Genomic DNA, 24,264 nt, shown 5'->3' with positions numbered 1-24,264 from the left:
GCATGAGCAAACGCGGCAAATACGAAGACCGGCTCGATCCGGCGCTGTGGGCGTATATCGACAGCGTCAACGCCTGGTATCCGCCCGAGGTCGCCGGTCTGCCGATCGGCAGGCAGCGCGACGTCTATGACCGGATGTGCCGCGCCTTCCATCAGGCCTATCCGCCAAAGGTCACTGCCGTCGACCACGTGATCGGCGACGGCAGCTTCGCTGTTCCGGTCAGGCGCTACCAACTCCACGGCAAGGCCGCGCGCGCTTCGGTTGTCTATTATCACGGCGGCGGCTTCATCCTCGGCGGGCTCGACAGCCATGACGACATCTGTGCCGAGCTTTGCGCCGGCACCGGTTTCGAGGTGCTGTCGGTCGATTACCGGCTGGCGCCGGAGCACCCGCATCCCGCCGCCTTCGACGACGCGCTGGCTGCCTTCACCTGGGCGGCAGGGACGACCAGCCTGCCGATCGTGCTCTGCGGCGAAAGCGGCGGCGGCAATCTCGCGGCCGCGGTGGCGCAAGCGGCGCGCCGGCATGTTAGGGCGCCGGTCGGCCAGGTGCTGATCTATCCCGGCCTCGGCGGCGACGAGAGCAAGGGCTCCTATGTCGAACATGCCGAGGCGCCGCTGCTATCGCTCAGCGACATCGCCTTCTACCGCGATGTCCGCTCGGGCAAGCGGCAATCCCCTGCCGACCCGACATTCTCGCCGTTGCGCGACACCGACTTTTCCGGCCTGCCGCCAACGGTGATCATCACAGCGGAGTGCGACCCGCTGTCATCCGACGGAGAAACCTATCGCGACCGCATTGTCGCGGCCGGCGGCAAGGCCTGGTGGCACGAGGAACCCCATCTCGTGCACAGTTTCTTGCGCGCCCGCACCACGGTGCCCGCCACCGCTGAGGCGTTCGCGCGGATCATTGACGCGGTTGCAACGCTTGGCCGGGGTGAGTGGCCGTATTGAGAGTTCGTGCCGGTTTTCACGCAATTCCAGACGGAAAACCGTTACACACTTTTCCTGGAATTGCTCTAAGACGCCCTCGCGGCGCTTGCCTGGGAGGCCTTCAACCAGAGCGCCTTTTCGCCAAGCGTGGCTACCATGGCGGCGTGCGCCGCGCGCTCGGCTTCGGTCAGGCGCGGCGGCAACGGCGCCGGCCGCTCGGCGGCGAAGATTTCGATGTGGCGGACATTTTCGCCGCCCTGCGCCGGCCCGGCCGAGCTGTCGAGGATAAGCGCCGCCTGCTTGCCGCCGATCAGCTCGATATAGACCTCGGCCAGCAATTCGGAATCGAGCAGGGCGCCGTGCTTGGTGCGCTTGGCGTTGTCGATGCCGTAACGCCGGCAGAGCGCGTCGAGCGAATTGGGGCCCATCGGGTGTTTGCGTCGCGCCAGCGCCAGCGTGTCGACGACAAGTCCGGGATCGACGTTCGGATGGCCAAGCCGGCCGAATTCGACATTGAGGAAACCGATATCGAAGGTGGCGTTGTGGGCAACCAGCTTGGCGCCGTCGATGAAGTCGAGCCATTCCTGCGCGATGTCGGCAAAGGTCGGCTTGCCCTGAAGGTCCGCCGCGCTGATGCCGTGCACGGCCTGCGCCTCGGCATGGATCGCACGGCCTTGCGGGTTGATGTAGTGGTGGAACGTCCTGCCAGTCGGGAACCGATTGACCAGCTCGACGCCGCCAAGCTCGATCACGCGGTCGTCGCGCGCATCAAGGCCGGTGGTTTCCGTGTCGAAGATGATCTCGCGCATCGAATCAGTTTGCTCCTGAGGGGCAGAATCACGAGACCGGAACAAAATGGCAATGGAAAACACAGCTGCCCGAGGCAATCACTACAGGTTTGCGCTGCTGACGGTCAGCTGGTCAAGGCGATGGCCGTTGTAAGGGCCAGGCTTTGCTATCCGACCAGTTCGGCAATGATCGCATCGACCTGGGCACGCGCCGCGTCCAGCCCTTGGCCGGTGTCGATGACGAAATCCGCCAGCCGGCGTTTCTCGGCATCCGGCACCTGCTTGGCCAGGATCGCCGCCAGTTTTTCTTCGCTCATGCCCGGCCGCGCCAGCACGCGCTGGCGCTGGACTTCGGCGGGCGCGGTGACGACGACGACCTTGTCGACGCGGCCACGGCCGCCGGTTTCGAATAGCAGCGGAATGTCGAGCACAACGATCGATTCGCCTGCGGTACGATGCCTGGCCAGAAAGGCATCGGCATCGGCGCGTACCAGTGGATGGACGATGACCTCCAGCGCCTTCAGGGCGGCGGCGTCGCCAAGCACGCGTGCGCCGAGCTTCGCCCGGTCGACCACGCCACCAACGGTCGTTCCGGGAAACGCCGCCTCGACCAAGGGCGCCGCCGCGCCCGAATAGAGGCGATGCACTGTCTCGTCGGAATCGTGGACCGGCACGCCGGCATCGGCGAACATCCTGGCCGTCGTCGACTTGCCCATGCCGATCGAGCCGGTGAGGCCGAGCACGATCATGGTTTGGCGACCGAAGACTGGGTTACTGGAGATTGGGGCACCAAATCAGCGACGATGATGGCGCGCAGTTCAGGCGTCACCTGTGGCCTGACGCCGAACCAGTGTTCGAAACCCGGCACCGCCTGGTTGAGCAGCATGCCGAGACCGTCAACGGCCTTCAGCCCCCTGGCTCGGGCGGCGGCGAGCAGCGGCGTTTCGAGCGGCACATAGACAAGGTCGGTGACGATGGCGTGGTCCGGCAACAAGGTAGGATCGGCGGCGAGGCCTTCATTGCCGACCATGCCAAGCGCGGTGGTGTTGACCAGCAGGCCGGCGTCGGCAAGCAATTCGCTGGTCGCCGCCGTGCCATGCGCCGAAACATCGGCGCCGAAACGATCGCGCAATTCCTGCGCCCGGGCGAGCGTGCGGTTGACGATTCTGATATCGCTGAAACCACGTTGCTTCAGCGCCTGGATGACGGCGCGCGACGCGCCGCCGGCGCCGAGTACCACCGCGGGTCCCGTCTCCGGCCAGCCTGGCGCGTAGTCGTCGAGATTGGCGGCAAAGCCGTGGCCATCGGTGTTGCCGCCCCACAAGACGCCGTCCTCGAACCACAGCGTGTTGACGGCGCCGATCTCTTCCGCCGCCTGGTCGCGGCGGTGGGCAAGAGCGAAGGCCGCCTCCTTGTGCGGAATGGTGACATTGCCGCCGCGAAAGCCGTTTGCCTGCAATGTCGCGATGAATTCGGCAAAATCCTGGGGCGCGACATCGATCGCTTCATAGCTGCCGTCGATGCCATGCCTGGCCAGCCAGTGGCCATGTATCTTGGGCGAGCGCGAGTGCTTGATCGGATGCCCGGTGACGAAAGCCTTCCTGGTCGCCTCAGCCATCGATGGCTCCTAGTGTGCGCAGTTCGGCGAGCAGCGGCAAAAGCGGCAGGCCGACAATGGTGAAATGGTCACCTTCGATCTCAGCGAAGAGCTGTATGCCCTCGCCTTCGATCTGGTAGGCGCCGACGCTGGCCAGCGCCTTGGCTCCAACGCGGGCGAGGTGCCGACCGATGAAGCCGGGGTCGAGCTTGCGCATGGTCATCGAGGCAATGCCGACATGCCGCCACAACACCTTGCCGTCACGCACCAGAACGGCGGCGCTGTTGAGCTGATGGGTCTTGCCCGACAGCGCCAGCAGATGGCGCCGCGCGCCTTCCATGTCTGCCGGCTTGTGGAACACTTCGTCGCCGAGCGACAAGGTCTGGTCGCAGCCGAGCACCAGTGCGCCGGGCCGGCGTTCGCTGACCTCCGTGGCCTTGGCCTCGGCCAGCACCAGCGCGACGTCCTCGGGTGAAACGCCACTGTCCTGCAACGGCGCCTCGAGGGAGCGCTCATCGACGTCGGCCGGAACCGCCTCAATGTCGAGCCCGGCATTGACGAGCATCGTCTTGCGGAAGGGGCTGCCGGAAGCGAGGATGATTTTTTCGGTCATTTTAGCACTCGGGCGCAGACACAGGCGCGGTTGGAGTGTGAGCTTTGTTCCGCGAAGTCAGCGCCGCCCCTCATTGTCCTGCCGGACATTTCTCCCCGTATAGAGACGGGGAGAAAAAGCAGCTTCAGCGCCGGCGATTGGCGAAAACGTCGATCGCAGCGCCCCTCTCCCCGTCACTATACGGGGAGAGGATGCCGGCAGGCAGGTGAGGGGCGGCGCCGAGTTTCCGCTAAGAAGTCTCGGAAAATACACTCTCGCTCGTCTACCGCGTCTTCCCCCGGAGGGCAACGATGGCCGCCGCCGTTTCCTCGATCGAACGGCGGCTGACGTCGATCATCGGCCAGCCATGGCGCGTGCAGATCTGGCGGGCGTAGGCGAGCTCTTCGCTGATCGCGGCACGGTCGACATAGTCGGTCGCCTCATAAGAACTGCTGTTGCCGAGGATACGGTTCTGGCGAACATGCGAAATGCGCTCGGCGGTGGCGATCAGCCCGACGATCAGCGGCTTGGATGCGCTGACCAGGCTTTCGGGCACCGGCACGCCGAGCACGATCGGAATGTTGGCGGTCTTGATGCCGCGGTTGGCGAGGTAGATGCTGGTCGGCGTCTTCGAGGTCCGCGAGATGCCGATCAACACGATATCGGCGTCGTCCATATTGGCCGGCAGCTGGCCGTCATCATGCTCCATGGTGAAGTTCAACGCATCGATGCGGCGGAAATATTCGGCGTCGAGGACATGCTGCGCACCGACTCGGCGGCCGGCGGGCGTGCCGAGATAGGACTGGAAGACGGTCAGCACCGGCTCCAGCACGGAGACGCAAGGCAGGCCCATGGCCGCGCAGCGCTCGTCGATGCCGCGCGCCAGCTTCTGGTCGACAACCGTGTAGAGGATGATGCCCGGCTCCTCCTCGATGTCCTCGAACACCTTGGCCACCTGCTTTTCAGTGCGGATGAGCGGGTAGATGTGCTCGATGGCGCGCGCATCCTTGTATTGCGCGGAGGCCGCGCGCCCAGCGGCGAGCAGCGTTTCGCCCGTCGCATCGGAAATCAGGTGCAGGTGAAAGAAGCTCTGAGGTTTGTTCACAGGAATCACGCGGGGCTGTGGGCTTGTGTGGATAAAGCGGGATGAAAAGTCGAGCCGACGGCAAGCGACTGTATCAGATGCCGGTTTGTCCACAATTCGGTCCTCTGTCAGCTTCGCCAGGCGGCTGGGGACAAATCCGGGGACGGCTTGCTTTGCCTTTCAGCCATCCACAGGGCAGGCTTTTTCCATGGCGTTCTAAACCTTTGACTCCGATGACGGATTCCGGACTATCCCCAAAACCCTGCTTCTGGGAGAACGAAGCGCGCGACAATATGCTGGCTGGCTTTTTGGCTGGCGAAGCGGGACAGGTGACAACCACCACAACCAACAGACTCTTAGAATCAGAAGAATCTTAGATATAAGAATCTTTAGATATAGGAAGGCTGGGAGAGGCGAGCGCTCGATGCCCAAAAGCCGGATCATGCTGGACGTCCTGAAGGGCGAGGCTCATTTTCCGCCTCCGCTCTGGATGATGCGTCAGGCTGGGCGCTATCTGCCGGAGTATCGGGAAACACGTAGGCGCGCCGGTTCGTTCCTCGATCTCTGTTACGATCCCGACCTTGCCGTTGAAGTGACGCTGCAGCCGATCGAGCGCTTCGGCTTCGACGCGTCGATCCTGTTCTCCGATATTCTTGTCGTTCCGCATGCGCTTGGCCGCGACGTTCGCTTCGAAGAGGGAAGAGGACCGCTGCTGACGCCGATCTCCGCCGCCGAGATCGCGGCTCTGGAAGGCGATGTGTTTCACGTGAATCTCGAACCGGTCTACGAGACGGTTCGCCGGTTGCGGGCAAAGCTGCCTGATGAAACCACGCTGATCGGCTTCTGCGGCGCGCCGTGGACGGTGGCGACCTACATGATTGCCGGCCATGGAACGCCCGACCAGGCGCCAGCGCGGCTGTTCGCCTATCGCGAGCCCGAGGCGTTCCAACAGCTGCTGAAGGTGTTGGCTGACCATTCGGCCGCGTATCTGATCCGGCAGATCGAGGCCGGCGCCGACGTCGTGCAGATTTTCGATTCCTGGTCCGGCGTGCTCGACGATGCGTCGTTCGACCAGTTTTGCGTCTGGCCGGTGGCCGAGATCGTCCGGCAGGTCCGGGCGGTTCATCCCGATGTGCCGATCATCGGCTTTCCCAAAGGCGCCGGCGCCCGCTATCGCACCTATCGCCAGAAGACCGGCGTGACGGGGCTGGGGATCGACTGGACGGTGCCGCTGGCGGCGGCGCGGGATTTGCAGCGCTCGGGCGCCGTTCAGGGCAACCTCGATCCGTTGCGCCTCGTGGCTGGCGGCAAGGCGCTGTCCGATGGCGTCGATTCCATCCTGAAGGCATTGGGAGAGGGGCCGCTGATCTTCAATCTCGGCCACGGCATCACGCCGGAGACGCCGATCGCGAATGTCGAGGCGATGGTGAAACAGGTGAGGAGCGCGGCACGCTGATGGTTCAGTCTAACGATACGGCCGGCATCGGCGGTGCGATGATGCGCATGATCATCAGCATCGGCGTCCTGATCGTGCTGACGGCGCTTCTGTTCTTCTTCGCGCCGGACAGTTTCTATCCCTGGGCAAAGGCGATCCATATCCTCGCCGTCATCTCCTGGATGGCGGGCATGCTCTATCTGCCGCGGCTGTTTGTTTATCACGTCGATGCCGCGAAAGGCTCGGTCCAGTCGGAAACCTTCAAGGTGATGGAGCGGCGCCTGCTGCGCGGCATCATCAATCCGGCGATGATCATCACCTGGGTGTTCGGCCTGTGGCTGGCCTGGAAAGGCTTCGGTTTCCATGGCGGCTGGCTGCACACCAAGATCGGTCTGGTGCTGCTGCTGTCGGCCGTTCACGGCTATCTCGCCGGCGCGGTGCGCAAATTCGCCGAGGACCGCAATGAAAAACCTGCCCGGCACTGGCGAATCGTCAACGAGATCCCCACATTGCTGATGATCGCAATCGTGATCCTGGTTGTCGTTAAGCCGTTCTGATGCAGGCCGCGCGAAGTGGTCGCGGTTTCTAGATAAAGACATGCCGCGCTCCACTCCTTTTTCGGCCCGCAAAACGCGGCTTGCTCTTTCAGCCGGCCGACTATAAAAGACGGGTCTTCCTTCCCGTCATGCGCCGCCCCTCATTGTTTTCGGCCGCGCCCGGCATTTGTCGCATCCCGCCGATATTTTTTCCCAAAGCTCACCCAGAGTCCGTCTATGCAAGAAATGAAACTTACCGAATTCAAGAACAAGAAACCGCCAGAGCTGATCGCTTATGCCGAATCGCTCGAGGTGGAGAATGCCAGCGTCATGCGCAAGCAGGAGCTGATGTTCGCGATCCTGAAGAAGCTGGCCGCCCAGGACATCGAGATCATCGGCGACGGCGTGGTCGAAGTGCTCCAGGACGGTTTCGGCTTCCTGCGCTCGGCCAACGCCAACTACCTGCCAGGTCCCGACGACATCTATATCTCGCCGTCGCAAATCCGGCGCTTTTCGCTGAAGACCGGCGATACGGTCGAAGGGCCGATCCGCAGCCCGAAAGAGGGCGAACGCTATTTCGCGCTGCTCAAGGTCAACACCATCAATTTCGACGATCCCGAAAAGATCCGCCACAAGATCCATTTCGACAATCTGACGCCGCTCTATCCGACCTCGCGGCTGAAGATGGAGGTCGACACTCCGACGACCAAGGACATTTCGTCTCGCGTCATCGACCTGGTGGCGCCGATCGGCAAGGGCCAGCGCGCGCTGATCAACGCGCAGCCGCGCACCGGTAAGACGGTTCTGCTGCAGAACATCGCGCACTCGATCACCGCCAATCACCCCGAATGCTATCTGATCGTGCTTCTGATCGACGAGCGGCCGGAGGAAGTCACCGACATGCAGCGCTCGGTGAAGGGCGAGGTGATCTCCTCGACCTTCGACGAGCCGGCGGTGCGCCACGTGCAGGTCGCCGAAATGGTCATCGAAAAGGCCAAGCGCCTGGTCGAGCATGGCCGCGACGTCGTCATCTTGCTCGATTCCATCACCCGGCTCGGCCGCGCCTACAACACCGTGGTGCCGTCATCCGGCAAGGTGCTGACCGGCGGTGTCGACGCCAATGCGCTGCAGCGGCCGAAGCGCTTCTTCGGCGCCGCCCGCAACATCGAGGAAGGCGGTTCGCTGACCATCATCGCCACCGCGCTGATCGACACCGGCAGCCGCATGGACGAAGTCATCTTCGAAGAGTTCAAGGGCACCGGCAACTGCGAAATCCAGCTCGACCGCAAGGTCGCCGACAAGCGCATCTATCCGGCCATCGACATTTTGAAGTCCGGCACCCGCAAGGAAGACCTGCTCGTGCCCCGCGCGGACCTGCAGAAGATCTTCGTGCTGCGCCGCATCCTGGCGCCGATGGGAACCACCGACGCGATCGAGTTCTTGATCGACAAGCTGAAGCAGACCAAGACCAATGGCGATTTCTTCGACTCGATGAATACGTGATTGGCGTGGGCGGGGAGCGCATCTCCGTCTCGTCTGAAGGGCTGACTCCGACGTCAGGGCCAATGGCCAAAGCCGGCACAGCCCCTCGTTGCCCTGCCGGGCATTTCTCCCCGTAAACGGGGCGAAAGAGGCTGTCCCGCAGCCCGGCGCTGTTTTCTGCAATGATCGCGATTGGCGAAATCGGCGGCGACGGCGTTCCTTCTCCCCGTTCACGGGTAGAAGATGGCGGCAGCCAGATGAGGGGCAGAGCGTTCGTTCGTAGTTAGAGATTGCCGGCTAGGCCCTTCGCCGCAACAACTTCTCCAACTCATCGGCATCTGTGACCACCGGCAAACACACCTGCCCAGAACAGAACCAGGCGCCTGCCTTGTCGGTCGGCGGCAGGATTCCTCCTGGCAATGAGGGTCGATTCGCTTCCGAACCGATCGCTGCGATGATGTCCAACCGACGTGGGTCAGGGTTTCGATTCGCTACCGGGACAAGAGTGGGATTGGCAATGTCGTCTATCAGCACCAGTTTCAGCGGCTCGATGACTAGTGCGCAGGCATTGACGATGCCGGCCTGGCCATAAGCCTGGTGCGCCGCGCGGCCGGCTGCGTGTTCGGCAATCTTCCAGGCTTTTTCCTGGAGATCGAGATCACCGGTAACCGAAGCGAGCCGCGCCAGCGCTCCAACGATCTGGCTGGTGGCTGAGGAAATGGCCTCGTCGACGTCGCCCCGGATGCGGATCGGGACATCCGTGCTGTCCGAAGCGGTGAGATAATAGCCTGTGCCGGCGGCGTCGGTATGCCAGCGGTCGAGTTGCTCGATGAAGCGGCTGGCTTGATCGACATAGCTCCAGTCGCCCGACGCCTCGAACAGCGAGATCGCGGCATTGGCCATCGCGGCATAGTCGCTGGACAGAGCGGGAAACAGCTTCCTGGCGCCAAGCATGGAATGCGGCAGGCGGTTGTCGCGGCTGGCGGAGCTGATATGGGCAAAGGCCTTGGCCGCGGCTTCGATCCAGTCGGGCCGCCCCAGCGAGCGGCCGGCTTCGGCAAGGGCCGCAATCATCAGGCCGTTCCAGTCGGTGAGGGTCTTTGCATCCAGGCCAGGCCTGACCCGCGCTTCCCGCGCAGCGAGAAGCCTGGCCTTGAGTGGAATGAGTTTCTCGCGATCAACCACGCTTTGGGCCTGCCGGGACCGGGTTTGATGGACCACCGGCTTGCCTTCCCAGCCATGCGGGCTGGAGAGTGTGAAGTATTTGAAAAACAAGGTTGAATCGTCACCAAGGACAGTTTCGATCTCGGCCCTGCTCCAGGTGTAGAAGAGCCCTTCCGCGCCATCGCTGTCGGCATCGAGGCTGGCGGCGAAGGCGCCGCCGTCGACGCGCATTTCGCGCAACAGCCATGCGACGGTGTCTTCGATTCGTACCCGGAACAAATCGTTCCCGCTCACCGAAAAGGCCCAGCTGCAGAAGCGGATCAGCTCCGCATTGTCGTAGAGCATCTTTTCAAAATGCGGCACCAGCCATTCCGCGTCGGTCGAATAGCGGCTGAGCCCGCCGCCTATATGGTCGTAGATGCCGCCGCTCAGCATCTGTTCGAGGCTGACAAGCACAGCGTCGCGGTGCGATGCGTTGCCGTCGCGCAGCCAGGACAGCCAGAGGGTGAGCATGAACGGCGCGTTGGGGAATTTCGGCGCGCCGCGCAGGCCGCCAAGGTCAAGGTCGACCATGCCGCCGACGCGGCCGGCGAGATCGGTGAGCGTGCCGCGATCGAGAAGCGCCTTGGCATGCGTACCCGACAGCCGCGCCTCGACATGGGATGTCAGGCCGTCGGCGCTTTGATCGAGGCTTGCCCGCTTCTCGCGCCATGCCTTGTCGACCGCTTCCATCACCTGGATGAAGCCCGGGCGGCCATAGCGCGGCTCGCGTGGAAAATAGGTGCCGCCCCAGAATGGCTTGCCATCCGGTGTCAGGAACATGGTCAGCGGCCAGCCGCCTTGCTCGCCCATCGAGGAGAGCGCTGCCATATAGATCTGGTCGATGTCGGGGCGCTCCTCGCGGTCGACCTTGATATTGACGAACAGACGGTTCATGACGGCGGCGACGTCATCATTCTCGAAGCTTTCATGCGCCATGACATGGCACCAGTGGCAGGCGGCATAGCCGACGGAGAGCAGGATCGGGCGATCGAGCGTCCTTGCCTCTTCCAGCGAAGCCGGGGACCACGCCCGCCAATGCACGGGATTGCCGCTGTGCTGCTGCAGATAGGGGCTGGCTTCGTCGGCAAGCAGGTTCTGCGCGGGCAATGTCACGATGAGGAAACTCGGGTTGTCTCGAAGGCGCGAAGCTAGGGCGGTTCAACAGAGCGGGCAAATGATTTCAGGCGATTCGATCGTTGCGTTGTCGAGCGGCCGGCTTCCTGCCGGCGTTGCCGTCCTGCGCATCTCCGGCCCTCAGACTCGATTCGTTATCGAAACAATCGCCGGCGGGATGGTTAAGGAGCGCGTGGCGGTTCTGCGCAAGTTCCGGGCGCCGGATGGCGGCGTGCTGGACAGCGGCCTCGTCTTCTTCTTTCCTGGTCCAGCCAGTTTTACCGGTGAGGATGTCGGCGAACTCCATGTCCATGGCGGCCGCGCCGTGGTGGCCAGGATGCTGGAGACGATCGCTGGTTTCGAAGGCGTCAGGCATGCGGAACCCGGTGAATTCACCCGCCGCGCCTTTCTCAATGGCAAACTCGACCTGGTCGAGACGGAGGCACTGGCCGACTTGGTCAATGCCGAGACCGAGGCGCAGCGCCGCTTCGCCATTCAGAATGCCGACGGCGTACAGAGTGATCTCTACACGGGCTGGCGTCGCCGGCTCATCCACGCCCGGGCGATGATCGAGGCTGAGATCGACTTTGCCGACGAGGACGACGTGCCCGGTTCCGTTTCGGATACGGTTTGGTCCGACGTAAAGGCGTTGACGGGCGAGATCGATCGCCACGTTGCCGGATTTCACGCCGCCGAGATCATCCGTGACGGCTTCGAGGTGGTGATTCTGGGCGCGCCCAATGCCGGCAAGTCGAGCCTGTTCAACACCTTGGCGCGGCGCGATGCAGCTATTGTAACGGATGAGCCCGGCACGACGCGGGATCTGCTGGAAGTGGTGCTGGACCTCAATGGATTGCGGGTCAGGCTGACGGATACGGCCGGCTTGCGCGAAGCGCCCGGCAAGGTTGAGGCGATCGGCATCGAGAAGGCGAGGGCGAAGGCCGATCGCGCCGATCTTTTGCTGGTGCTGGAGGACATTCTGGCACCCAAGGGTATCGGTCAGGTGCCTGCAACTGCACCTCTGTTGCGCGTCGGCACCAAGCGCGACCTGCTGGACGGGCCGGCCATCGAGGACGCGTCCAGTCGATATGACCTCGTTATTTCAACTGTGGACGGGACAGGCGTGGAGGCGCTGCTGGCGGAAATCGGTCATCGCGCCGCGGGCGCGGCAGGTCATGCCGGCGATATCTTGCCGTCCCGTCTTCGCCATGTGGAATTGCTCGGCGAAGCGAATCGCCATCTGCTTCGCGCAACCGACAATGGCGCCGCGGGCCAGGAATTGCGCGCCGAGGAATTGCGGCTGGCGGCGGATCGCCTGGGCCGGATCGTCGGCACCATCGATGTCGAGGACATGCTCGATGTGATCTTTGGCCAATTCTGCATCGGGAAATGATTCACGTGAAACAAGCACTTGGTCGGACAGGAGTCGCATGCGGTGCTTGACGCGTGCCTTGTCCTGCTAACGGAGACATCAACCATTTCGTCATCCGATGGCGAAGCAAGGAGCGAGGCGATGCGGCGCAGACCATAGGATCCATGCCGGGACTCCGAAGTTGTCACCACGGTGCAGAATCTCGCTCGGCCGCACCTCACGACTGCGGTCGCGGCATGGATCCTCGGGTCTCCGCGACGCCGCTGCGCGGCTGCTCCGCCCGCGGATGACGAACTTGGGACGCTTCGGCGATCCCTGGCCGTGACTCACGTGAAACAATCGCGGCGGCAGTGACTCACGTGAAACATGGCTAAGCACGGCCTCCTGCCTGTTTCACGTGAAACTTATAGCGAAGTTTCCTTGACAGTCTTGCCTTGCGGGGACATGTGTCCCTCTCTCTTCTTCGAGTCCGGGATCTGGAAATGACCGATCACTATGATGTGGTTGTGGTGGGCGGCGGCCATGCAGGTTGCGAGGCGGCCAGCGCCGCCGCGCGCGCCGGTGCTCGGACCGCGCTGGTGACCTTGCGCTTCGACACGATCGGCGTGATGTCATGCAATCCGGCGATCGGCGGGCTCGGCAAGGGCCATCTTGTCCGCGAAATCGACGCCCTGGACGGCCTGATGGGCCGGGTGGCGGATGCGGCGGGCATTCAGTTCCGGTTGTTGAACCGCCGCAAGGGACCGGCTGTTCGCGGGCCACGCACGCAGGCCGACAGGAAGCTGTATCGCTTGGCCATGCAGGAAGCGATTCGGGCCCAGAACGATCTCGATGTGGTCGAGGCCGAAGTCCTGGATTTCGAGATCGACGGCGGACGGATCGCGGCGGTTGTCCTGGCCGACGGCCGCAGGCTGGCCTGCGGCGCCGTGGTGCTGACGACCGGCACTTTCTTGCGCGGTCTCATTCATATCGGCGAGAAGAAGATCGTCGCCGGCCGCATGAACGAGCAGGCGAGCCTCGGTCTGTCGGCGACGATGGACCGTGCGGGCTTCAGGCTCGGACGCCTGAAGACCGGCACGCCGCCAAGGCTGGATGGAAAGACCATCGACTGGGCTTCTCTGGAAAGCCAGGCGGCGGATGAGAATCCGGTGCCGTTCTCGCTGATGACCGATCGCATAGAAACGCGGCAGATCGAGTGCGGCATCACACGCACGACCACCGCGACGCATGAGCTGATTCGCGCCAATCTCGGCCGTTCCGCCATGTATTCCGGCTCGATCGAAGGCATTGGGCCGCGTTATTGCCCGTCGATCGAGGACAAGATCGTCAAGTTCGGCGATCGTGACGGCCACCAGATCTTCCTGGAGCCGGAAGGGCTCGACGACGACACCGTCTACCCGAATGGTATTTCGACGTCGCTGCCGCAGGATGTCCAGCTCGATATACTGAAGACCATCCCTGGACTGGAGCGTGCGGTGATGCTGCAGCCCGGCTATGCCATTGAATATGATCATGTCGATCCTCGCGAATTGCATCAGACGCTTGAGACCAAGCGCGTCGGCGGCCTCTTTCTGGCGGGACAGATCAATGGCACGACCGGATATGAAGAGGCGGCCGGTCAAGGCCTGCTCGCCGGGCTCAATGCGGCGCGGCGCGCGGCGGGCGGCGAACAGATCGTGCTCAGCCGTACCGAGGCTTATATCGGCGTGATGGTCGACGATCTCACCAGCCGCGGCATCAGCGAGCCCTATCGGATGTTTACCTCGCGTGCCGAGTTCCGGCTGTCGTTGCGCGCCGACAATGCCGATGAGCGGCTAACGCCGCTGGCGGCAAGGCTCGGAATTGCGTCGGCGCCGCGGATGCAGCGTTATGGCGACGTCATGCAGCGTCTCGATGAGGCGCGGGAGTTGGCGAACGCGCTGACAATGACGCCCAACGAGGCGGCGCGACATGGGTTGGAGATCAACCGCGACGGCGTGCGCCGCTCCGGCTACGAGTTGCTGGCCTATCCCGACGTCGATGTCGCCTGGCTCGCGGGGATCGAGCCTAGATTTGGTGCCATCGATCCCAAGACCGCGGAGCGGCTCGAAACGGAAGCGAAATATTCGGTCTATCTCGAGCGGCAGAAGAGCGACGTCGCGCAAATCCGCCACGAAGAGAGCCGTCTGATCCCCGATACGGTCGATTTTGCCGGCGTGCCGGGCCTGTCCAATGAATTGAAGCAGAAGATGCAGGCGCGGCGGCCGCGTTCCATCGCCGACGCGCAGCGCATGGAAGGCATGACGCCGGCGGCGCTGGCGATCATCGTCGCGCATGTCCGGCACCATGAACGCGGGCAGGGGCCGCAGGTTTCGCAAAGAGACGTTGCGTGAGCTCTGTCTCCTGGAAGAGCCTGCAGGACGCAGCCGGCCCCGTTTCACGTGAAACATTCGATCGCCTGGTGGCGTTCGAAGCGATGTTCCAGAAATGGAACCGCAGCATCAATCTCGTGGCGCAATCCACAGCGGGCGATGTCTGGCAGCGCCACATATTGGACAGCGCGCAGCTAGCGCGCATTGAGCCCAATGCCGTGCACTGGGTCGACATCGGTTCGGGCGGTGGATTTCCCGGCCTGGTCATGGCTTTTCTGCTGGCAGAGCGGCCGGGGGCCAGCATCGATCTGGTCGAAAGCAACCGCAAGAAGGCATCGTTCCTGCAGACCGTCGTCGGCCAGTTCAGCCTGCCGGCGCGGGTCGTGGCGCGGCGCATCGAGGACAGCCATGCGCTTGTTTCTCAACCGCAAATCGTCACCGCGCGCGCCCTCGCCTCGCTTTCGACCTTGCTCGAGCTGACGTCGCCCTGGCTGATATCAGGCGCGCGCGGACTGTTCCACAAAGGCCGGGATTATCGCGCGGAGGTGCAAGAAAGCGTTAACCGATGGGCCTTCGATCTGGTAGAACATCCCAGTGTGACGGACCCACAAGGCGTCATCCTGGAACTGTCTGACCTGCGACCTGTCTGACCTTCGACTTGTCGGGCTATTTGGCGACCCAAAATGAATTTCTGGCATAAACCCATGATGAAAAACGGCCCCCGAATCATCACCGTAGCCAACCAGAAAGGCGGTGTCGGCAAGACCACCACCGCCATCAATCTGGCCACGGCTCTGGCCGCGATCGGCGAAAAGGTGCTGATCGTCGATCTCGATCCGCAAGGCAATGCCAGCACCGGCCTCGGTATCGACCGCAAGGATCGCACCGTTTCTTCTTACGATGTGCTGACCGGCGAGCTGGAGCTGGAAGCCGCGGCCATTCCGACCGCCGTCCCCGGCCTGTCGATCGTGCCGTCGACGCTCGACCTGCTTGGCATCGAGATGGAGATCGCCTCGGCGCCGGATCGCGTGCTCAAGCTGCGCAATGCGCTGCGCGCCGCGACCGAGCGCGGGGCGCCCTTCGGCTATGTGCTGATCGATTGTCCTCCTTCGCTCAATCTTCTGACCTTGAATTCGATGGCGGCCGCCGATTCGGTGCTGGTGCCGCTGCAATGCGAATTCTTCGCGCTCGAAGGCCTCAGCCAGCTGCTCGAAACCGTCGAACAGGTACGCCGTTCGATCAATCCGGATCTCACCATCCAGGGCATCGTGCTGACCATGTATGACGGCCGCAACAATCTCGCCAACCAAGTGGTGCAGGATGTACGCGAGCATATGGGCGACAAGGTCTACGAGACCATCATTCCGCGCAATGTGCGGGTGTCCGAGGCGCCGTCCTACGGCAAGCCGGCAATCCTCTACGATTTGAAATGCTCGGGCAGCCAAGCCTATCTACAACTGGCCTCGGAAGTGATCCGCCGCGAGCGTAAATTACGCGCCGCTTGAACGGACTGGATGCAGAATTAACGGCCCGATTCGATACCGAAACGATTCTGAAATAGACTTGGAATAAAGATGAGCGAAGACCTTTCGAGGAAAAGACTGGGCCGTGGACTGGCGGCCCTGATCGGTGAGATCGATCGCCCGGCGGCACCGGAAAAGCCGGGCATGAGCGCCGACGGCAAGGTGCCGATCGAGTTCCTCAGCCCCAATCCGAAAAATCCGCGCCGGCATTTCGGCGACGCCGAGCTGACCGATCTCGCCCAGTCGATCCGCGAGCATGGCGTCGTGCAGCCGGTGGTGGCGCGGCCTTCGCCGACCCAGGCCGGCCGCTACGAGATCATCGCCGGCGAACGGCGCTGGCGGGCGGCGCAGCGCGCCGGCCTGACCGAGATTCCGGTCATCCTCCGCGAGGTCAACGACCGCACCGCGCTCGAACTGGCGATCATCGAGAACGTCCAGCGCACCGACCTCAACGCGGTCGAGGAGGCGCTGGGCTACCAGCAGCTGATCGACGAGCACGGCTACACCCAGGCCGATCTCGGCAATGTCATCGGTAAGAGCCGCAGCCATGTCGCCAACACGCTCAGGCTGCTGAAGCTGCCGGACGTGATCCGCGACATGCTGGTCGACGGCGCCTTGTCGGCCGGTCACGCCCGCACGCTGGTGACGGCGGAGGATCCGGCCGGCCTTGCCAAGCGCATCGTCGAGGAAGGACTTTCCGTGCGTCAGGCCGAAGCGCTGGCGCAGATGCCGGCCGGCCTCGCTCCGGCAAAGCCGAAGCAGCCACAGGCCGCGCCGGAAAAGGATGCCGACACGCTGGCGCTGGAGAAGCTGATGACCGACACGCTGGGCATGATCGTCGCCATCGACCACAGGGGCAAGGGCGGCGAGCTGCGGGTGTCCTATCGGTCGCTGGAGCAGCTGGACGAGCTGTGCCGGAGACTGAAGCAGGAGCGGTAGTTAGCCGGCGAATAACGTCGAGCGGACGCTCGGTTTGACGCAGAAAAACGAGGGCTGGCTATTAAGCCGGTCCTGTCTTTTACGGCGCTGATGAGTGGCTAAATCGGCGAAGCCGTCAATCTCCCCGCTTGTGGGGGAGATGCCCGGCAGGGCAGACGGGGGCGCCGTAGAGCACTGCCCTTTGCTATCTGCGCCTAGCCGAAACCCATCAAAGCCGTCATCGCGATTGATGCCGGCGGGACAGCGCCCCCCTCTGGCTTGCCAGCCATCTCCCCCACGAGGGGGGAGATCATGCGCTTCACCGCTGCGCCAGGCGGCTGCTTTCAATTGCAATTCCCAGCAGCGCCTGCCGTGCCAGTGCCACCGACAGATCCGGCCGACGCCGCGTCTGCAGCACCGCGGTTTGCAGCCGGGTCAAGGCGCGCGAGAGCGCGTCGCTGCTCCAGCGTTCCAGCGCCTTCTCCACCAGCTTGCGCCGCGAGAAGAAAACCGGCGGGCGGGCGCCGGCCACCACCGAAGCGGCGTTGCGGCCGGCGGAGTCCATTTGGCCACGCATGATCTGGATCTGCTGCAACTGGCGCATCGCCGAGGACAGCACCAGGAAGGGTGGGCCGCCGGACTGGCAGTGGCGGGTGAAGGCAGTGTCGAAATCGCGGACCTTGCCTTCGAGCAGCGCGTCGACGGCGTCGTCGAAGGAGGCGCCGGACACATCGCCCGACAAGGCCCTCACCTCTTCGAGCCCGATCTCCCTCTGGCCATGGGCGTAAAGAACGAGTTTTTCGATCTCGCCGCGCGAGGCTAGCCGGTCGCCGCCGAGATTGCGGCGCAGCGCTTGCCTGGCCTCGAGCGTCATCGACATGCCCGCCTTGCGCAGTTCGTCGTCGATGACCGTGTCGATGTCGCGGGCCTCATCGGCATAGCAAGGCAGCGCCATGGCGTTGTCCGCGCCCTCGACCACGGCGCGCAGGCCGACGCCCTTCTTGAGATCGCCGGCCTCGATGAGGATGATGGCATCGCGCGCGGGTTCCGCCGTCAGCGCCTTGACATCGTCGGCCAGCGCCTTCTGGCCCGTGGCATTGCGCACCCAGAGCAGCCGCCGGTCGGAAAACATCGGCACGGTACGGGCTTCGTCGAGCAGCCGGCCTTCGTCGCGATCGACCTCCGAACCCTCGAGCCGGACCACCGAGAAAGGATCGTCGAGCGGCAACCCGGTCTTGGCGGCGAAGGCCTTCGCCCGCTCGGAAACCAGCCCGCGATCGGGGCCGTAAAGCAGGACAATGGAGATGCGCGGATCAGGCCGCGCCAGCCACCCGTCGACCTCGAAAGCTTTCTTTTGTGCCATGGAGGCTGGTTAGCATGACAAGGCGCCGGGGTGAACAGAGTTCGATCTTCCGCACAAGGGGGGAGATTGGCGGCCTCGGCGCCGGCGCCAGTCATTGCCCACCCCCAATCGCCTTATCTGGCGGCAATCCGCCCGGAACCATTCGCCAAATTGCGCGGCGCCTCGAAACATCGACAAGAAATTTCGCGGACATAGCTTCATCTTGGCGCGGGAGGCCGGATCCGGCCGGCGGGCGGCCGAAGGCTTGGCCTAAGAATTGGCACTGGTGGGGCGATATGCGAATATCCACCTCAGGCAACATTGGAGGACAAAGGTCATGGCCGATGCTGGGATGTTGCGTTTCCATGTTCCGGAGCCGGAAGTGCGGCCAGGCGGCGCGCCTGATTTTTCCAATGTGACCATCGCCGGGGCCGGCTCGGTGCCGCGCCCGGAAATATCGGTCGATCCGCGCACCATCCGCGACATGGCGTTCTCCATCATCCGGGTGCTGAACCGCAACGGTGAAGCGGTCGGGCCGTGGGCCGGACTGCTGTCCAGCGACGAATTGCTGGAAGGCCTGCGCCACATGATGACGCTCAGGACCTTCGATGCACGCATGCAGATGGCGCAGCGCCAGGGCAAGACCTCCTTCTACATGCAGCATCTCGGCGAAGAGGCGGTGAGCTGCGCATTCCGCAAGGCGCTCGCGCCCGGCGACATGAATTTCCCGACCTATCGCCAGGCAGGCCTGCTCATCGCCGACGGCTATCCGATGGTCACCATGATGAACCAGATCTATTCCAACGAGGCCGATCCGCTGAAGGGCCGGCAGCTGCCGATCATGTATTCCTCGAAGGAGCACGGCTTCTTCTCGATCTCCGGCAATCTGGCGACGCAGTATATCCAGGCGGTCGGCTGGGCGATGGCCTCGGCGATATCGAACGATTCGAAAATCGCCGCGGCCTGGATCGGCGACGGATCGACGGCGGAATCGGATTTCCATTCGGCGCTGGTGTTCGCCTCCACGTACAAGGCGCCGGTCGTGCTCAATGTCGTCAACAACCAGTGGGCGATCTCGACGTTCCAGGGCATCGCACGCGGCGGCTCCGGCACATTCGCGGCGCGTGGCCTCGGCTTCGGCATCCCGTCGCTGCGCGTCGACGGCAACGACTATCTCGCCGTGCATGCGGTGGCCAAATGGGCGGCGGAGCGGGCGCGCGGCAACCTTGGGCCGACGCTGGTCGAATATGTCACCTACCGCGCGGGCGCCCATTCGAGTTCGGACGATCCCTCGGCCTACCGGCCGAAGACCGAATCCGACGCCTGGCCGCTCGGCGATCCGATTGTGCGGCTGAAGAACCATCTGATCGGGCTCGGTGTCTGGTCGGACGAGCGGCACGCGCAGGCCGAGGCCGAGATCCTCGACACGGTGATCGCGGCGCAGAAGGAGGCCGAAAGCCACGGCACGCTGCATGCCGGCGGCAAGCCGTCGACGCGCGACATGTTCGAGGGCCTCTACGCCGAGATGCCGCCGCATCTCAGGCGCCAGCGGCAGCAGGCGGGAGTCTGAGCCATGCCAAGACGGACCATGATCGAGGCCATTCGCGATGCCATGGATGTGTCGATGGGGCGCGACGACAAGGTCGTCGTGTTCGGCGAGGATGTCGGCTTCTTCGGCGGCGTCTTCCGCTGCACGCAGGGCCTGCAGGCCAAATACGGCAAGAGCCGCTGCTTCGACGCGCCGATCAACGAATCCGGCATTGTCGGCTCGGCCATCGGCATGGCGGCCTACGGCCTGAAACCGTGCGTGGAAATTCAGTTTGCCGACTACATGTATCCGGCCTACGACCAGCTGACCCAGGAGGCGGCGCGGCTGCGCTACCGCTCGAACGGCGATTTCACCTGCCCGATTGTGGTCCGCATGCCTACCGGCGGCGGCATCTTTGGCGGCCAGACGCACAGCCAGAGCCCGGAAGCTTTGTTCACCCATGTGTCGGGCCTGAAGACGGTGGTGCCGTCCAATCCTCATGACGCCAAGGGGCTGCTGATCGCAGCGATCGAGGATCCCGATCCGGTGATCTTTCTCGAGCCGAAACGGCTCTACAACGGCCCTTTCGACGGCCATCACGACCGGCCGGTGACGCCGTGGTCGAAGCACGAGCTCGGCGAGGTTGCCGACGGCCATTATACCGTGCCGCTCGGCAAGGCGGCGATCCGCAGGACCGGCTCCGATGTGACCGTGCTCGCCTATGGCACCATGGTCTATGTCGCTGAAGCCGCGGCCGAGGAAACCGGCATCGACGCCGAGATCATCGATCTGAGGACGCTGCTGCCGCTCGACCTGGATACGATCGTGGCGTCGGTCAAGAAGACCGGGCGCTGTGTCGTCGTGCATGAGGCGACGCTGACCTCCGGCTTCGGCGCCGAGCTGTCGGCGCTGGTGCAGGAGAATTGCTTCTATCACCTCGAAGCGCCGGTGGCGCGGGTTGCCGGCTGGGACACACCTTATCCGCATGCGCAGGAATGGGACTATTTTCCGGGGCCCGCGCGCGTCGGCCGTGCCCTCCTAGAAACCATGCAAGCGTAGATTGGGGGAGCCTGAGATGGGCGAACACATCATCAAGCTGCCCGATGTCGGCGAGGGCGTCGCCGAGGCCGAACTCGTCGAGTGGCACGTCAAGATCGGCGACGTCGTGCGCGAGGACATGGTGCTCGCCGCCGTGATGACCGACAAGGCGACGGTCGAGATCCCGTCGCCGGTCGATGGAGAGATCCTGTGGCTAGGCGCCGAGATCGGCGACACCGTGGCGATCGGGTCGCCGATCGTGCGGCTGAAAGTGGCGGGCGAGGGCAATGTCAGGCCGCAGGGCGTCGCGGTGGCATCGGAGCCTCCGGTGAAACTTCCGACGCCGAAGCCCGAGACTGCCGCGCCGGCCGCAAAGACCCCGCCGGCGCCGGCGGCAGCGGCAGTGGCAGCTGAGGTGAAGCCCGCCCCTTCCGCTTCGAAAAGCACCGGCGTTTCCGTCTCCGGCGCGCCGCGTCCGGAGGGTGAAAAGCCGCTGGCGTCGCCGGCCGTGCGCCTGCGGGCGAAAGAGGCCGGCATCGATCTCAGGCAGGTCGCGGGAAGCGGTGCGGCCGGCCGCATCGGCCATGAGGATATCGAGGCGTTCCTGGCACGCGGGCCGCAGGTCGCCAAGGCGTCGGGCCTCACCCGCAATGACGCGGTCGAGGACATCAAGGTGATCGGTCTCAGGCGCAAGATCGCCGAGAAGATGACGCTGTCCAAATCGCACATCCCGCACATCACCTATGTCGAGGAGATCGATGTCACCGCGCTGGAGGAATTGCGCGCCGTGCTCAACAAGGAAAAGCGTCAAGCCAGCGGTGGCGGCGAGAGGCCGAAGCTGACGCTGCTGCCATTCCTGATGCGGGCGATGGTCAAGGCGATCGCGGATCAGCCGCAGCTCAATTCGCTGTTCGACGACGAGGCCGGCGTCATTCATCAGCATGGCGGCATCCATATCGGCATCGCCGCGCAGACGCCGTCGGGGCTGGTGGTGCCGGTAGTCAAGCATGCCGAAGCGCGCGACATCTGGGATTGCGGAGCCGAGGTCGCCAGGCTGGCCGAGGCGGCCAAGTCCGGCACGGCGACGCGTGACGAGCTGTCCGGCTCGACCATCACCATCACCTCGCTCGGCGCCATGGGCGGCGTGGCGACGACACCGGTCATCAACCACCCGGAGGTGGCGATCATCGGCGTCAACAAGATGATGGTGCGGCCGGTGTGGGACGGCTCGCAGTTCATCCCGCGCAAGATGATGAACCTGTCGTCGAGCTTCGACCATCGGGTGATCGACGGCTGGGAAGCGGCGGTCTTCATCCAGCGCATCAAGGCGCTGCTGGAAACACCGGCGCTGATTTTCGTGGATTGAGGGGCGGGGAATGACCGAGATGACGGCGGGACAGCGCCCCCCTCTGCCTTGCCAGGCATCTCCCCCACAAGGGGGGAGATCGGACGCCACGCCCGGTTTCGCCAATCTGCACCGTTACCGGAATGAGCGAAGCGACGAAGCTGCCAGTCTCCCCCCTTGTGGGGGAGATGTCCGGCAGGACAGAGGGGGGCGCGAAGGATCGCGACGGAACATTCCCTCGGATCGAAGGATCACGCCATGAAAGAAATCTCCTGCAAGCTGCTCGTCATCGGCGCCGGCCCCGGCGGCTATATCTGCGCCATCCGGGCCGGGCAGCTCGGCGTCGATACGGTGATCGTCGAGGCCGGCAAGCCCGGCGGCACCTGCCTCAATGTCGGTTGCATCCCGTCCAAGGCGCTGATCCATGCGGCGGAGGAGTTCGAGAAGGTGTCGCATATGGCCGGCGGCAAGAGCCCGCTCGGCATTGTAGTCTCGGCACCCGTGCTCGACCTTAGCAAAACCGTTGCCTGGAAGGACGGCATCGTAAGCCGGCTTAACAGCGGCGTCGCCGGCCTGCTGAAGAAGGCAGGCGTGAAGACCGTGCATGGCTGGGCGACGTTCCGCGACGGCAAGACCGTCGAGGTCGAGACCGAGACCGGAAGCCAGGTGATCCGCGCCGAGGCGATCGTCATCGCCACCGGCTCGGCGCCGGTCGAACTGCCCTTTCTTCCCTTTGGCGGGCCGGTGATATCGTCCACCGACGCGCTGGCCTTGAGCGAGGTGCCGAAGAGGCTAGCGGTGGTCGGCGGCGGTTATATCGGGCTGGAGCTCGGCATGGCTTTCGCCAGAATGGGCGCCAGGGTCACGGTGGTCGAGGCCTTGCCGCGCGTGCTGGCGCAGTATGACGCGGAGCTGACCCGGCCGGTGGGCAAGCGGCTTGCTGCGCTCGGCGTCGAGGTGATGCTGGGCGCCAAGGCCAAGGGGCTGTCGAAAAAAGGCGACGCGCTGCTGATCGAGAGTTCGGACGGCAAGGCTGGGGACGGCAAGAGCGTGGAGGTCGCGGCGGACAAGGTCCTGGTGACGGTCGGGCGCAAGCCGGTGACCGAAGGCTGGGGGCTCGAGCAGATCGACCTCGACATGTCAGGCAAATTCATCAGGATCGACGACCAGTGCCGCACCTCGATGCGCGGCGTCTTCGCTATTGGCGATGTCACCGGCGAGCCGATGCTGGCGCATCGCGCCATGGCGCAAGGCGAAATGGTCGCCGAGATCGTCGCCGGCCACAAGCGCAGTTGGGACAAGCGCTCGATCCCCGCCGTGTGCTTCACCGATCCCGAGCTGGTCACATCAGGGCTGTCGCCCGAAGAAGCCAAGGCCCAGGGCGAGGTCAAAATCGGGCTGTTCCCGTTCGCCGCCAATGGGCGGGCGATGACGAAGCAGGGCGAGGATGGTTTCGTGCGGGTTGTCGCCCGCGCCGACAACCATCTGGTGCTCGGCATCCAGGCGGTCGGGCAGGGCGTGTCGGAACTGTCGGCGGCTTTCGGGCTGGCGCTGGAGATGGGGGCGCGGCTGGAAGACATCGCAGGCACCATCCATGCGCATCCGACTCAGGGGGAAGGGTTCCAGGAATCGGCACTCAAGGCGCTCGGGCACGCGCTGCATATTTGAGGGCAACTGATCTCCCCCCTTGAGGGGGAGATGGCCGGCAGGCCAGAGGGGGGTCGGTCCGACTGGACGCGGCCTTCCTTGCGACAGAAGGAGGTTGGCGCTCTGCGCGAGGCGACCCCCTCTGTCGCCTTCGGCGACATCTCCCCCTCGAGGGCAGGGCTATCGCATATGAACGATGGCCTGGATGAGATAGTCATCATTCCAGGCGCATTTTTTGATGCGGTGGCTGATGGGGACTTTGTCGATGTCGGCGGCCTGAAGGATATTTCTGGCGATGCGGTTTAGGAGCGCGATGTTGGCAGGGGCGTTGTCCTTGCGGGCACGGCTGAGGTCCTCGCGCAGGTGAACGTCAAGCATCCAGTGCAGTGCGTTTTCGATCTGCCAATGCGCTCTGGTGAGGTCGATCGCCTGCTG

Annotated in this window: 21 protein-coding genes; 13 read left to right on the top strand and 8 right to left on the bottom strand. The window is 64.0% G+C overall.

All coding sequences use genetic code 11. The features are described 5' to 3' along the window. Positions 1–2 precede the first annotated feature (2 nt). A complete protein-coding gene (locus tag A3AU_RS0122340) occupies positions 3–953 on the top strand; it encodes an alpha/beta hydrolase (RefSeq protein ID WP_027054853.1) in 951 nt (316 codons plus the stop codon). 65 nt (positions 954–1,018) lie between these two features. On the opposite strand, the gene dnaQ is transcribed toward A3AU_RS0122340, so the two are convergent. The 5 genes from dnaQ to A3AU_RS0122315 all read right to left on the bottom strand — a co-directional run bounded on the left by dnaQ (position 1,019) and on the right by A3AU_RS0122315 (position 5,134). Next, positions 1,019–1,741, bottom strand: coding sequence for a DNA polymerase III subunit epsilon (gene dnaQ, locus A3AU_RS0122335; RefSeq protein ID WP_027054852.1), 723 nt, complete (start codon positions 1,739–1,741; stop codon positions 1,019–1,021). 146 nt (positions 1,742–1,887) lie between these two features. After that, entirely contained in the window at positions 1,888–2,469 is a 582-nt protein-coding gene (gene coaE, locus A3AU_RS0122330) for a dephospho-CoA kinase (protein WP_027054851.1), read from the bottom strand. Further along, on the bottom strand, positions 2,466–3,338 hold the full coding sequence (locus tag A3AU_RS0122325; RefSeq protein WP_027054850.1) for a shikimate dehydrogenase: 873 nt from the start codon (positions 3,336–3,338) through the stop codon (positions 2,466–2,468). The genes coaE and A3AU_RS0122325 overlap by 4 nt, the downstream gene beginning before the upstream one ends. Beyond that, the gene (locus tag A3AU_RS0122320; RefSeq protein ID WP_027054849.1) at positions 3,331–3,930 is read right to left on the bottom strand and encodes a Maf-like protein; all 600 of its coding nucleotides are present in this window, start codon (positions 3,928–3,930) and stop codon (positions 3,331–3,333) included. Before A3AU_RS0122320 ends, A3AU_RS0122325 begins: the two co-directional genes overlap by 8 nt. Positions 3,931–4,192: 262 nt before the next feature. After that, positions 4,193–5,134, bottom strand: coding sequence for a pyruvate, water dikinase regulatory protein (locus tag A3AU_RS0122315; protein ID WP_418001076.1), 942 nt, complete (start codon positions 5,132–5,134; stop codon positions 4,193–4,195). A 283-nt stretch (positions 5,135–5,417) separates the two neighbouring features. On the opposite strand from A3AU_RS0122315, the gene hemE reads away from it, so the two are divergent. The 3 genes from hemE to rho all read left to right on the top strand — a co-directional run bounded on the left by hemE (position 5,418) and on the right by rho (position 8,467). Continuing rightward, positions 5,418–6,449, top strand: coding sequence for a uroporphyrinogen decarboxylase (hemE, locus tag A3AU_RS0122310; RefSeq protein ID WP_027054847.1), 1,032 nt, complete (start codon positions 5,418–5,420; stop codon positions 6,447–6,449). Further along, the gene (gene hemJ / locus A3AU_RS0122305; RefSeq protein ID WP_027054846.1) at positions 6,449–6,985 is read left to right on the top strand and encodes a protoporphyrinogen oxidase HemJ; all 537 of its coding nucleotides are present in this window, start codon (positions 6,449–6,451) and stop codon (positions 6,983–6,985) included. Before hemE ends, hemJ begins: the two co-directional genes overlap by 1 nt. A gap of 216 nt (positions 6,986–7,201) precedes the next feature. Further along, positions 7,202–8,467 carry a transcription termination factor Rho gene (gene rho, locus A3AU_RS0122300; RefSeq protein ID WP_027054845.1) on the top strand — a complete coding sequence of 422 codons (1,266 nt, stop codon included), beginning with the start codon at positions 7,202–7,204 and terminating at the stop codon, positions 8,465–8,467. 276 nt (positions 8,468–8,743) lie between these two features. Here rho and A3AU_RS0122295 read toward each other — a convergent pair whose 3' ends face one another. Further along, a complete protein-coding gene (locus A3AU_RS0122295; protein WP_027054844.1) occupies positions 8,744–10,765 on the bottom strand; it encodes a thioredoxin domain-containing protein in 2,022 nt (673 codons plus the stop codon). 61 nt (positions 10,766–10,826) lie between these two features. Here A3AU_RS0122295 and mnmE point away from each other — a divergent pair, with 61 nt between their 5' ends. From mnmE to A3AU_RS0122270, 5 genes are all read left to right on the top strand, one after another. Further along, positions 10,827–12,158 carry a tRNA uridine-5-carboxymethylaminomethyl(34) synthesis GTPase MnmE gene (gene mnmE / locus A3AU_RS0122290; RefSeq protein WP_027054843.1) on the top strand — a complete coding sequence of 444 codons (1,332 nt, stop codon included), beginning with the start codon at positions 10,827–10,829 and terminating at the stop codon, positions 12,156–12,158. Positions 12,159–12,619: 461 nt separating this feature from the next. After that, positions 12,620–14,509, top strand: coding sequence for a tRNA uridine-5-carboxymethylaminomethyl(34) synthesis enzyme MnmG (mnmG, locus tag A3AU_RS0122285; RefSeq protein WP_027054842.1), 1,890 nt, complete (start codon positions 12,620–12,622; stop codon positions 14,507–14,509). Then, complete coding sequence (rsmG, locus tag A3AU_RS0122280) at positions 14,506–15,138, top strand: 16S rRNA (guanine(527)-N(7))-methyltransferase RsmG (RefSeq protein WP_027054841.1); 633 nt, start codon at positions 14,506–14,508, stop codon at positions 15,136–15,138. The genes mnmG and rsmG overlap by 4 nt, the downstream gene beginning before the upstream one ends. A gap of 54 nt (positions 15,139–15,192) precedes the next feature. Further along, positions 15,193–15,993 carry a ParA family protein gene (locus tag A3AU_RS0122275; protein WP_031240355.1) on the top strand — a complete coding sequence of 267 codons (801 nt, stop codon included), beginning with the start codon at positions 15,193–15,195 and terminating at the stop codon, positions 15,991–15,993. Positions 15,994–16,062: 69 nt separating this feature from the next. Next, positions 16,063–16,950 carry a ParB/RepB/Spo0J family partition protein gene (locus tag A3AU_RS0122270; RefSeq protein ID WP_027054840.1) on the top strand — a complete coding sequence of 296 codons (888 nt, stop codon included), beginning with the start codon at positions 16,063–16,065 and terminating at the stop codon, positions 16,948–16,950. Between the two features lie 298 nt (positions 16,951–17,248). On the opposite strand, the gene holA is transcribed toward A3AU_RS0122270, so the two are convergent. Next, on the bottom strand, positions 17,249–18,292 hold the full coding sequence (holA, locus tag A3AU_RS0122260) for a DNA polymerase III subunit delta (RefSeq protein WP_027054839.1): 1,044 nt from the start codon (positions 18,290–18,292) through the stop codon (positions 17,249–17,251). A gap of 316 nt (positions 18,293–18,608) precedes the next feature. On the opposite strand from holA, the gene A3AU_RS0122255 reads away from it, so the two are divergent. From A3AU_RS0122255 to lpdA, 4 genes are all read left to right on the top strand, one after another. Further along, the gene (locus tag A3AU_RS0122255) at positions 18,609–19,841 is read left to right on the top strand and encodes a thiamine pyrophosphate-dependent enzyme (RefSeq protein WP_027054838.1); all 1,233 of its coding nucleotides are present in this window, start codon (positions 18,609–18,611) and stop codon (positions 19,839–19,841) included. A 3-nt stretch (positions 19,842–19,844) separates the two neighbouring features. Further along, the gene (locus A3AU_RS0122250) at positions 19,845–20,858 is read left to right on the top strand and encodes an alpha-ketoacid dehydrogenase subunit beta (RefSeq protein WP_027054837.1); all 1,014 of its coding nucleotides are present in this window, start codon (positions 19,845–19,847) and stop codon (positions 20,856–20,858) included. Between the two features lie 16 nt (positions 20,859–20,874). Then, the gene (locus A3AU_RS0122245; RefSeq protein ID WP_027054836.1) at positions 20,875–22,203 is read left to right on the top strand and encodes a dihydrolipoamide acetyltransferase family protein; all 1,329 of its coding nucleotides are present in this window, start codon (positions 20,875–20,877) and stop codon (positions 22,201–22,203) included. 237 nt (positions 22,204–22,440) lie between these two features. Then, positions 22,441–23,850, top strand: a complete 1,410-nt coding sequence (gene lpdA / locus A3AU_RS0122240; RefSeq protein ID WP_027054835.1) for a dihydrolipoyl dehydrogenase — start codon at positions 22,441–22,443, stop codon at positions 23,848–23,850. 159 nt (positions 23,851–24,009) lie between these two features. Here the strand turns inward: lpdA and A3AU_RS1000000139535 are convergent. Then, positions 24,010–24,264, bottom strand: a 255-nt coding sequence (locus A3AU_RS1000000139535; protein WP_027054009.1) for an ISAs1 family transposase, incomplete at its 5' end; no start/stop codon positions are given.

Source organism: Mesorhizobium erdmanii USDA 3471 (assembly GCF_000472705.1).
Taxonomy (GTDB): domain Bacteria; phylum Pseudomonadota; class Alphaproteobacteria; order Rhizobiales; family Rhizobiaceae; genus Mesorhizobium; species Mesorhizobium erdmanii.
The sequence above is the reverse complement of the archived record's forward strand: the minus strand, read 5'-3'. Positions and strand labels throughout refer to the sequence as shown.

Coding starts and splice junctions, on each gene's coding strand:
- A3AU_RS0122340 (WP_027054853.1), top strand. CDS start 3: ATGAGCAAACGCGGCAAATACGAAGACCGGCTCGATCCGGCGCTGTGG.
- dnaQ (WP_027054852.1), bottom strand. CDS start 1,741: ATGCGCGAGATCATCTTCGACACGGAAACCACCGGCCTTGATGCGCGC.
- coaE (WP_027054851.1), bottom strand. CDS start 2,469: ATGATCGTGCTCGGCCTCACCGGCTCGATCGGCATGGGCAAGTCGACG.
- A3AU_RS0122325 (WP_027054850.1), bottom strand. CDS start 3,338: ATGGCTGAGGCGACCAGGAAGGCTTTCGTCACCGGGCATCCGATCAAG.
- A3AU_RS0122320 (WP_027054849.1), bottom strand. CDS start 3,930: ATGACCGAAAAAATCATCCTCGCTTCCGGCAGCCCCTTCCGCAAGACG.
- hemE (WP_027054847.1), top strand. CDS start 5,418: ATGCCCAAAAGCCGGATCATGCTGGACGTCCTGAAGGGCGAGGCTCAT.
- hemJ (WP_027054846.1), top strand. CDS start 6,449: ATGGTTCAGTCTAACGATACGGCCGGCATCGGCGGTGCGATGATGCGC.
- rho (WP_027054845.1), top strand. CDS start 7,202: ATGCAAGAAATGAAACTTACCGAATTCAAGAACAAGAAACCGCCAGAG.
- mnmE (WP_027054843.1), top strand. CDS start 10,827: ATGATTTCAGGCGATTCGATCGTTGCGTTGTCGAGCGGCCGGCTTCCT.
- mnmG (WP_027054842.1), top strand. CDS start 12,620: ATGACCGATCACTATGATGTGGTTGTGGTGGGCGGCGGCCATGCAGGT.
- A3AU_RS0122275 (WP_031240355.1), top strand. CDS start 15,193: ATGATGAAAAACGGCCCCCGAATCATCACCGTAGCCAACCAGAAAGGC.
- A3AU_RS0122270 (WP_027054840.1), top strand. CDS start 16,063: ATGAGCGAAGACCTTTCGAGGAAAAGACTGGGCCGTGGACTGGCGGCC.
- holA (WP_027054839.1), bottom strand. CDS start 18,292: ATGGCACAAAAGAAAGCTTTCGAGGTCGACGGGTGGCTGGCGCGGCCT.
- A3AU_RS0122255 (WP_027054838.1), top strand. CDS start 18,609: ATGGCCGATGCTGGGATGTTGCGTTTCCATGTTCCGGAGCCGGAAGTG.
- A3AU_RS0122250 (WP_027054837.1), top strand. CDS start 19,845: ATGCCAAGACGGACCATGATCGAGGCCATTCGCGATGCCATGGATGTG.
- A3AU_RS0122245 (WP_027054836.1), top strand. CDS start 20,875: ATGGGCGAACACATCATCAAGCTGCCCGATGTCGGCGAGGGCGTCGCC.
- lpdA (WP_027054835.1), top strand. CDS start 22,441: ATGAAAGAAATCTCCTGCAAGCTGCTCGTCATCGGCGCCGGCCCCGGC.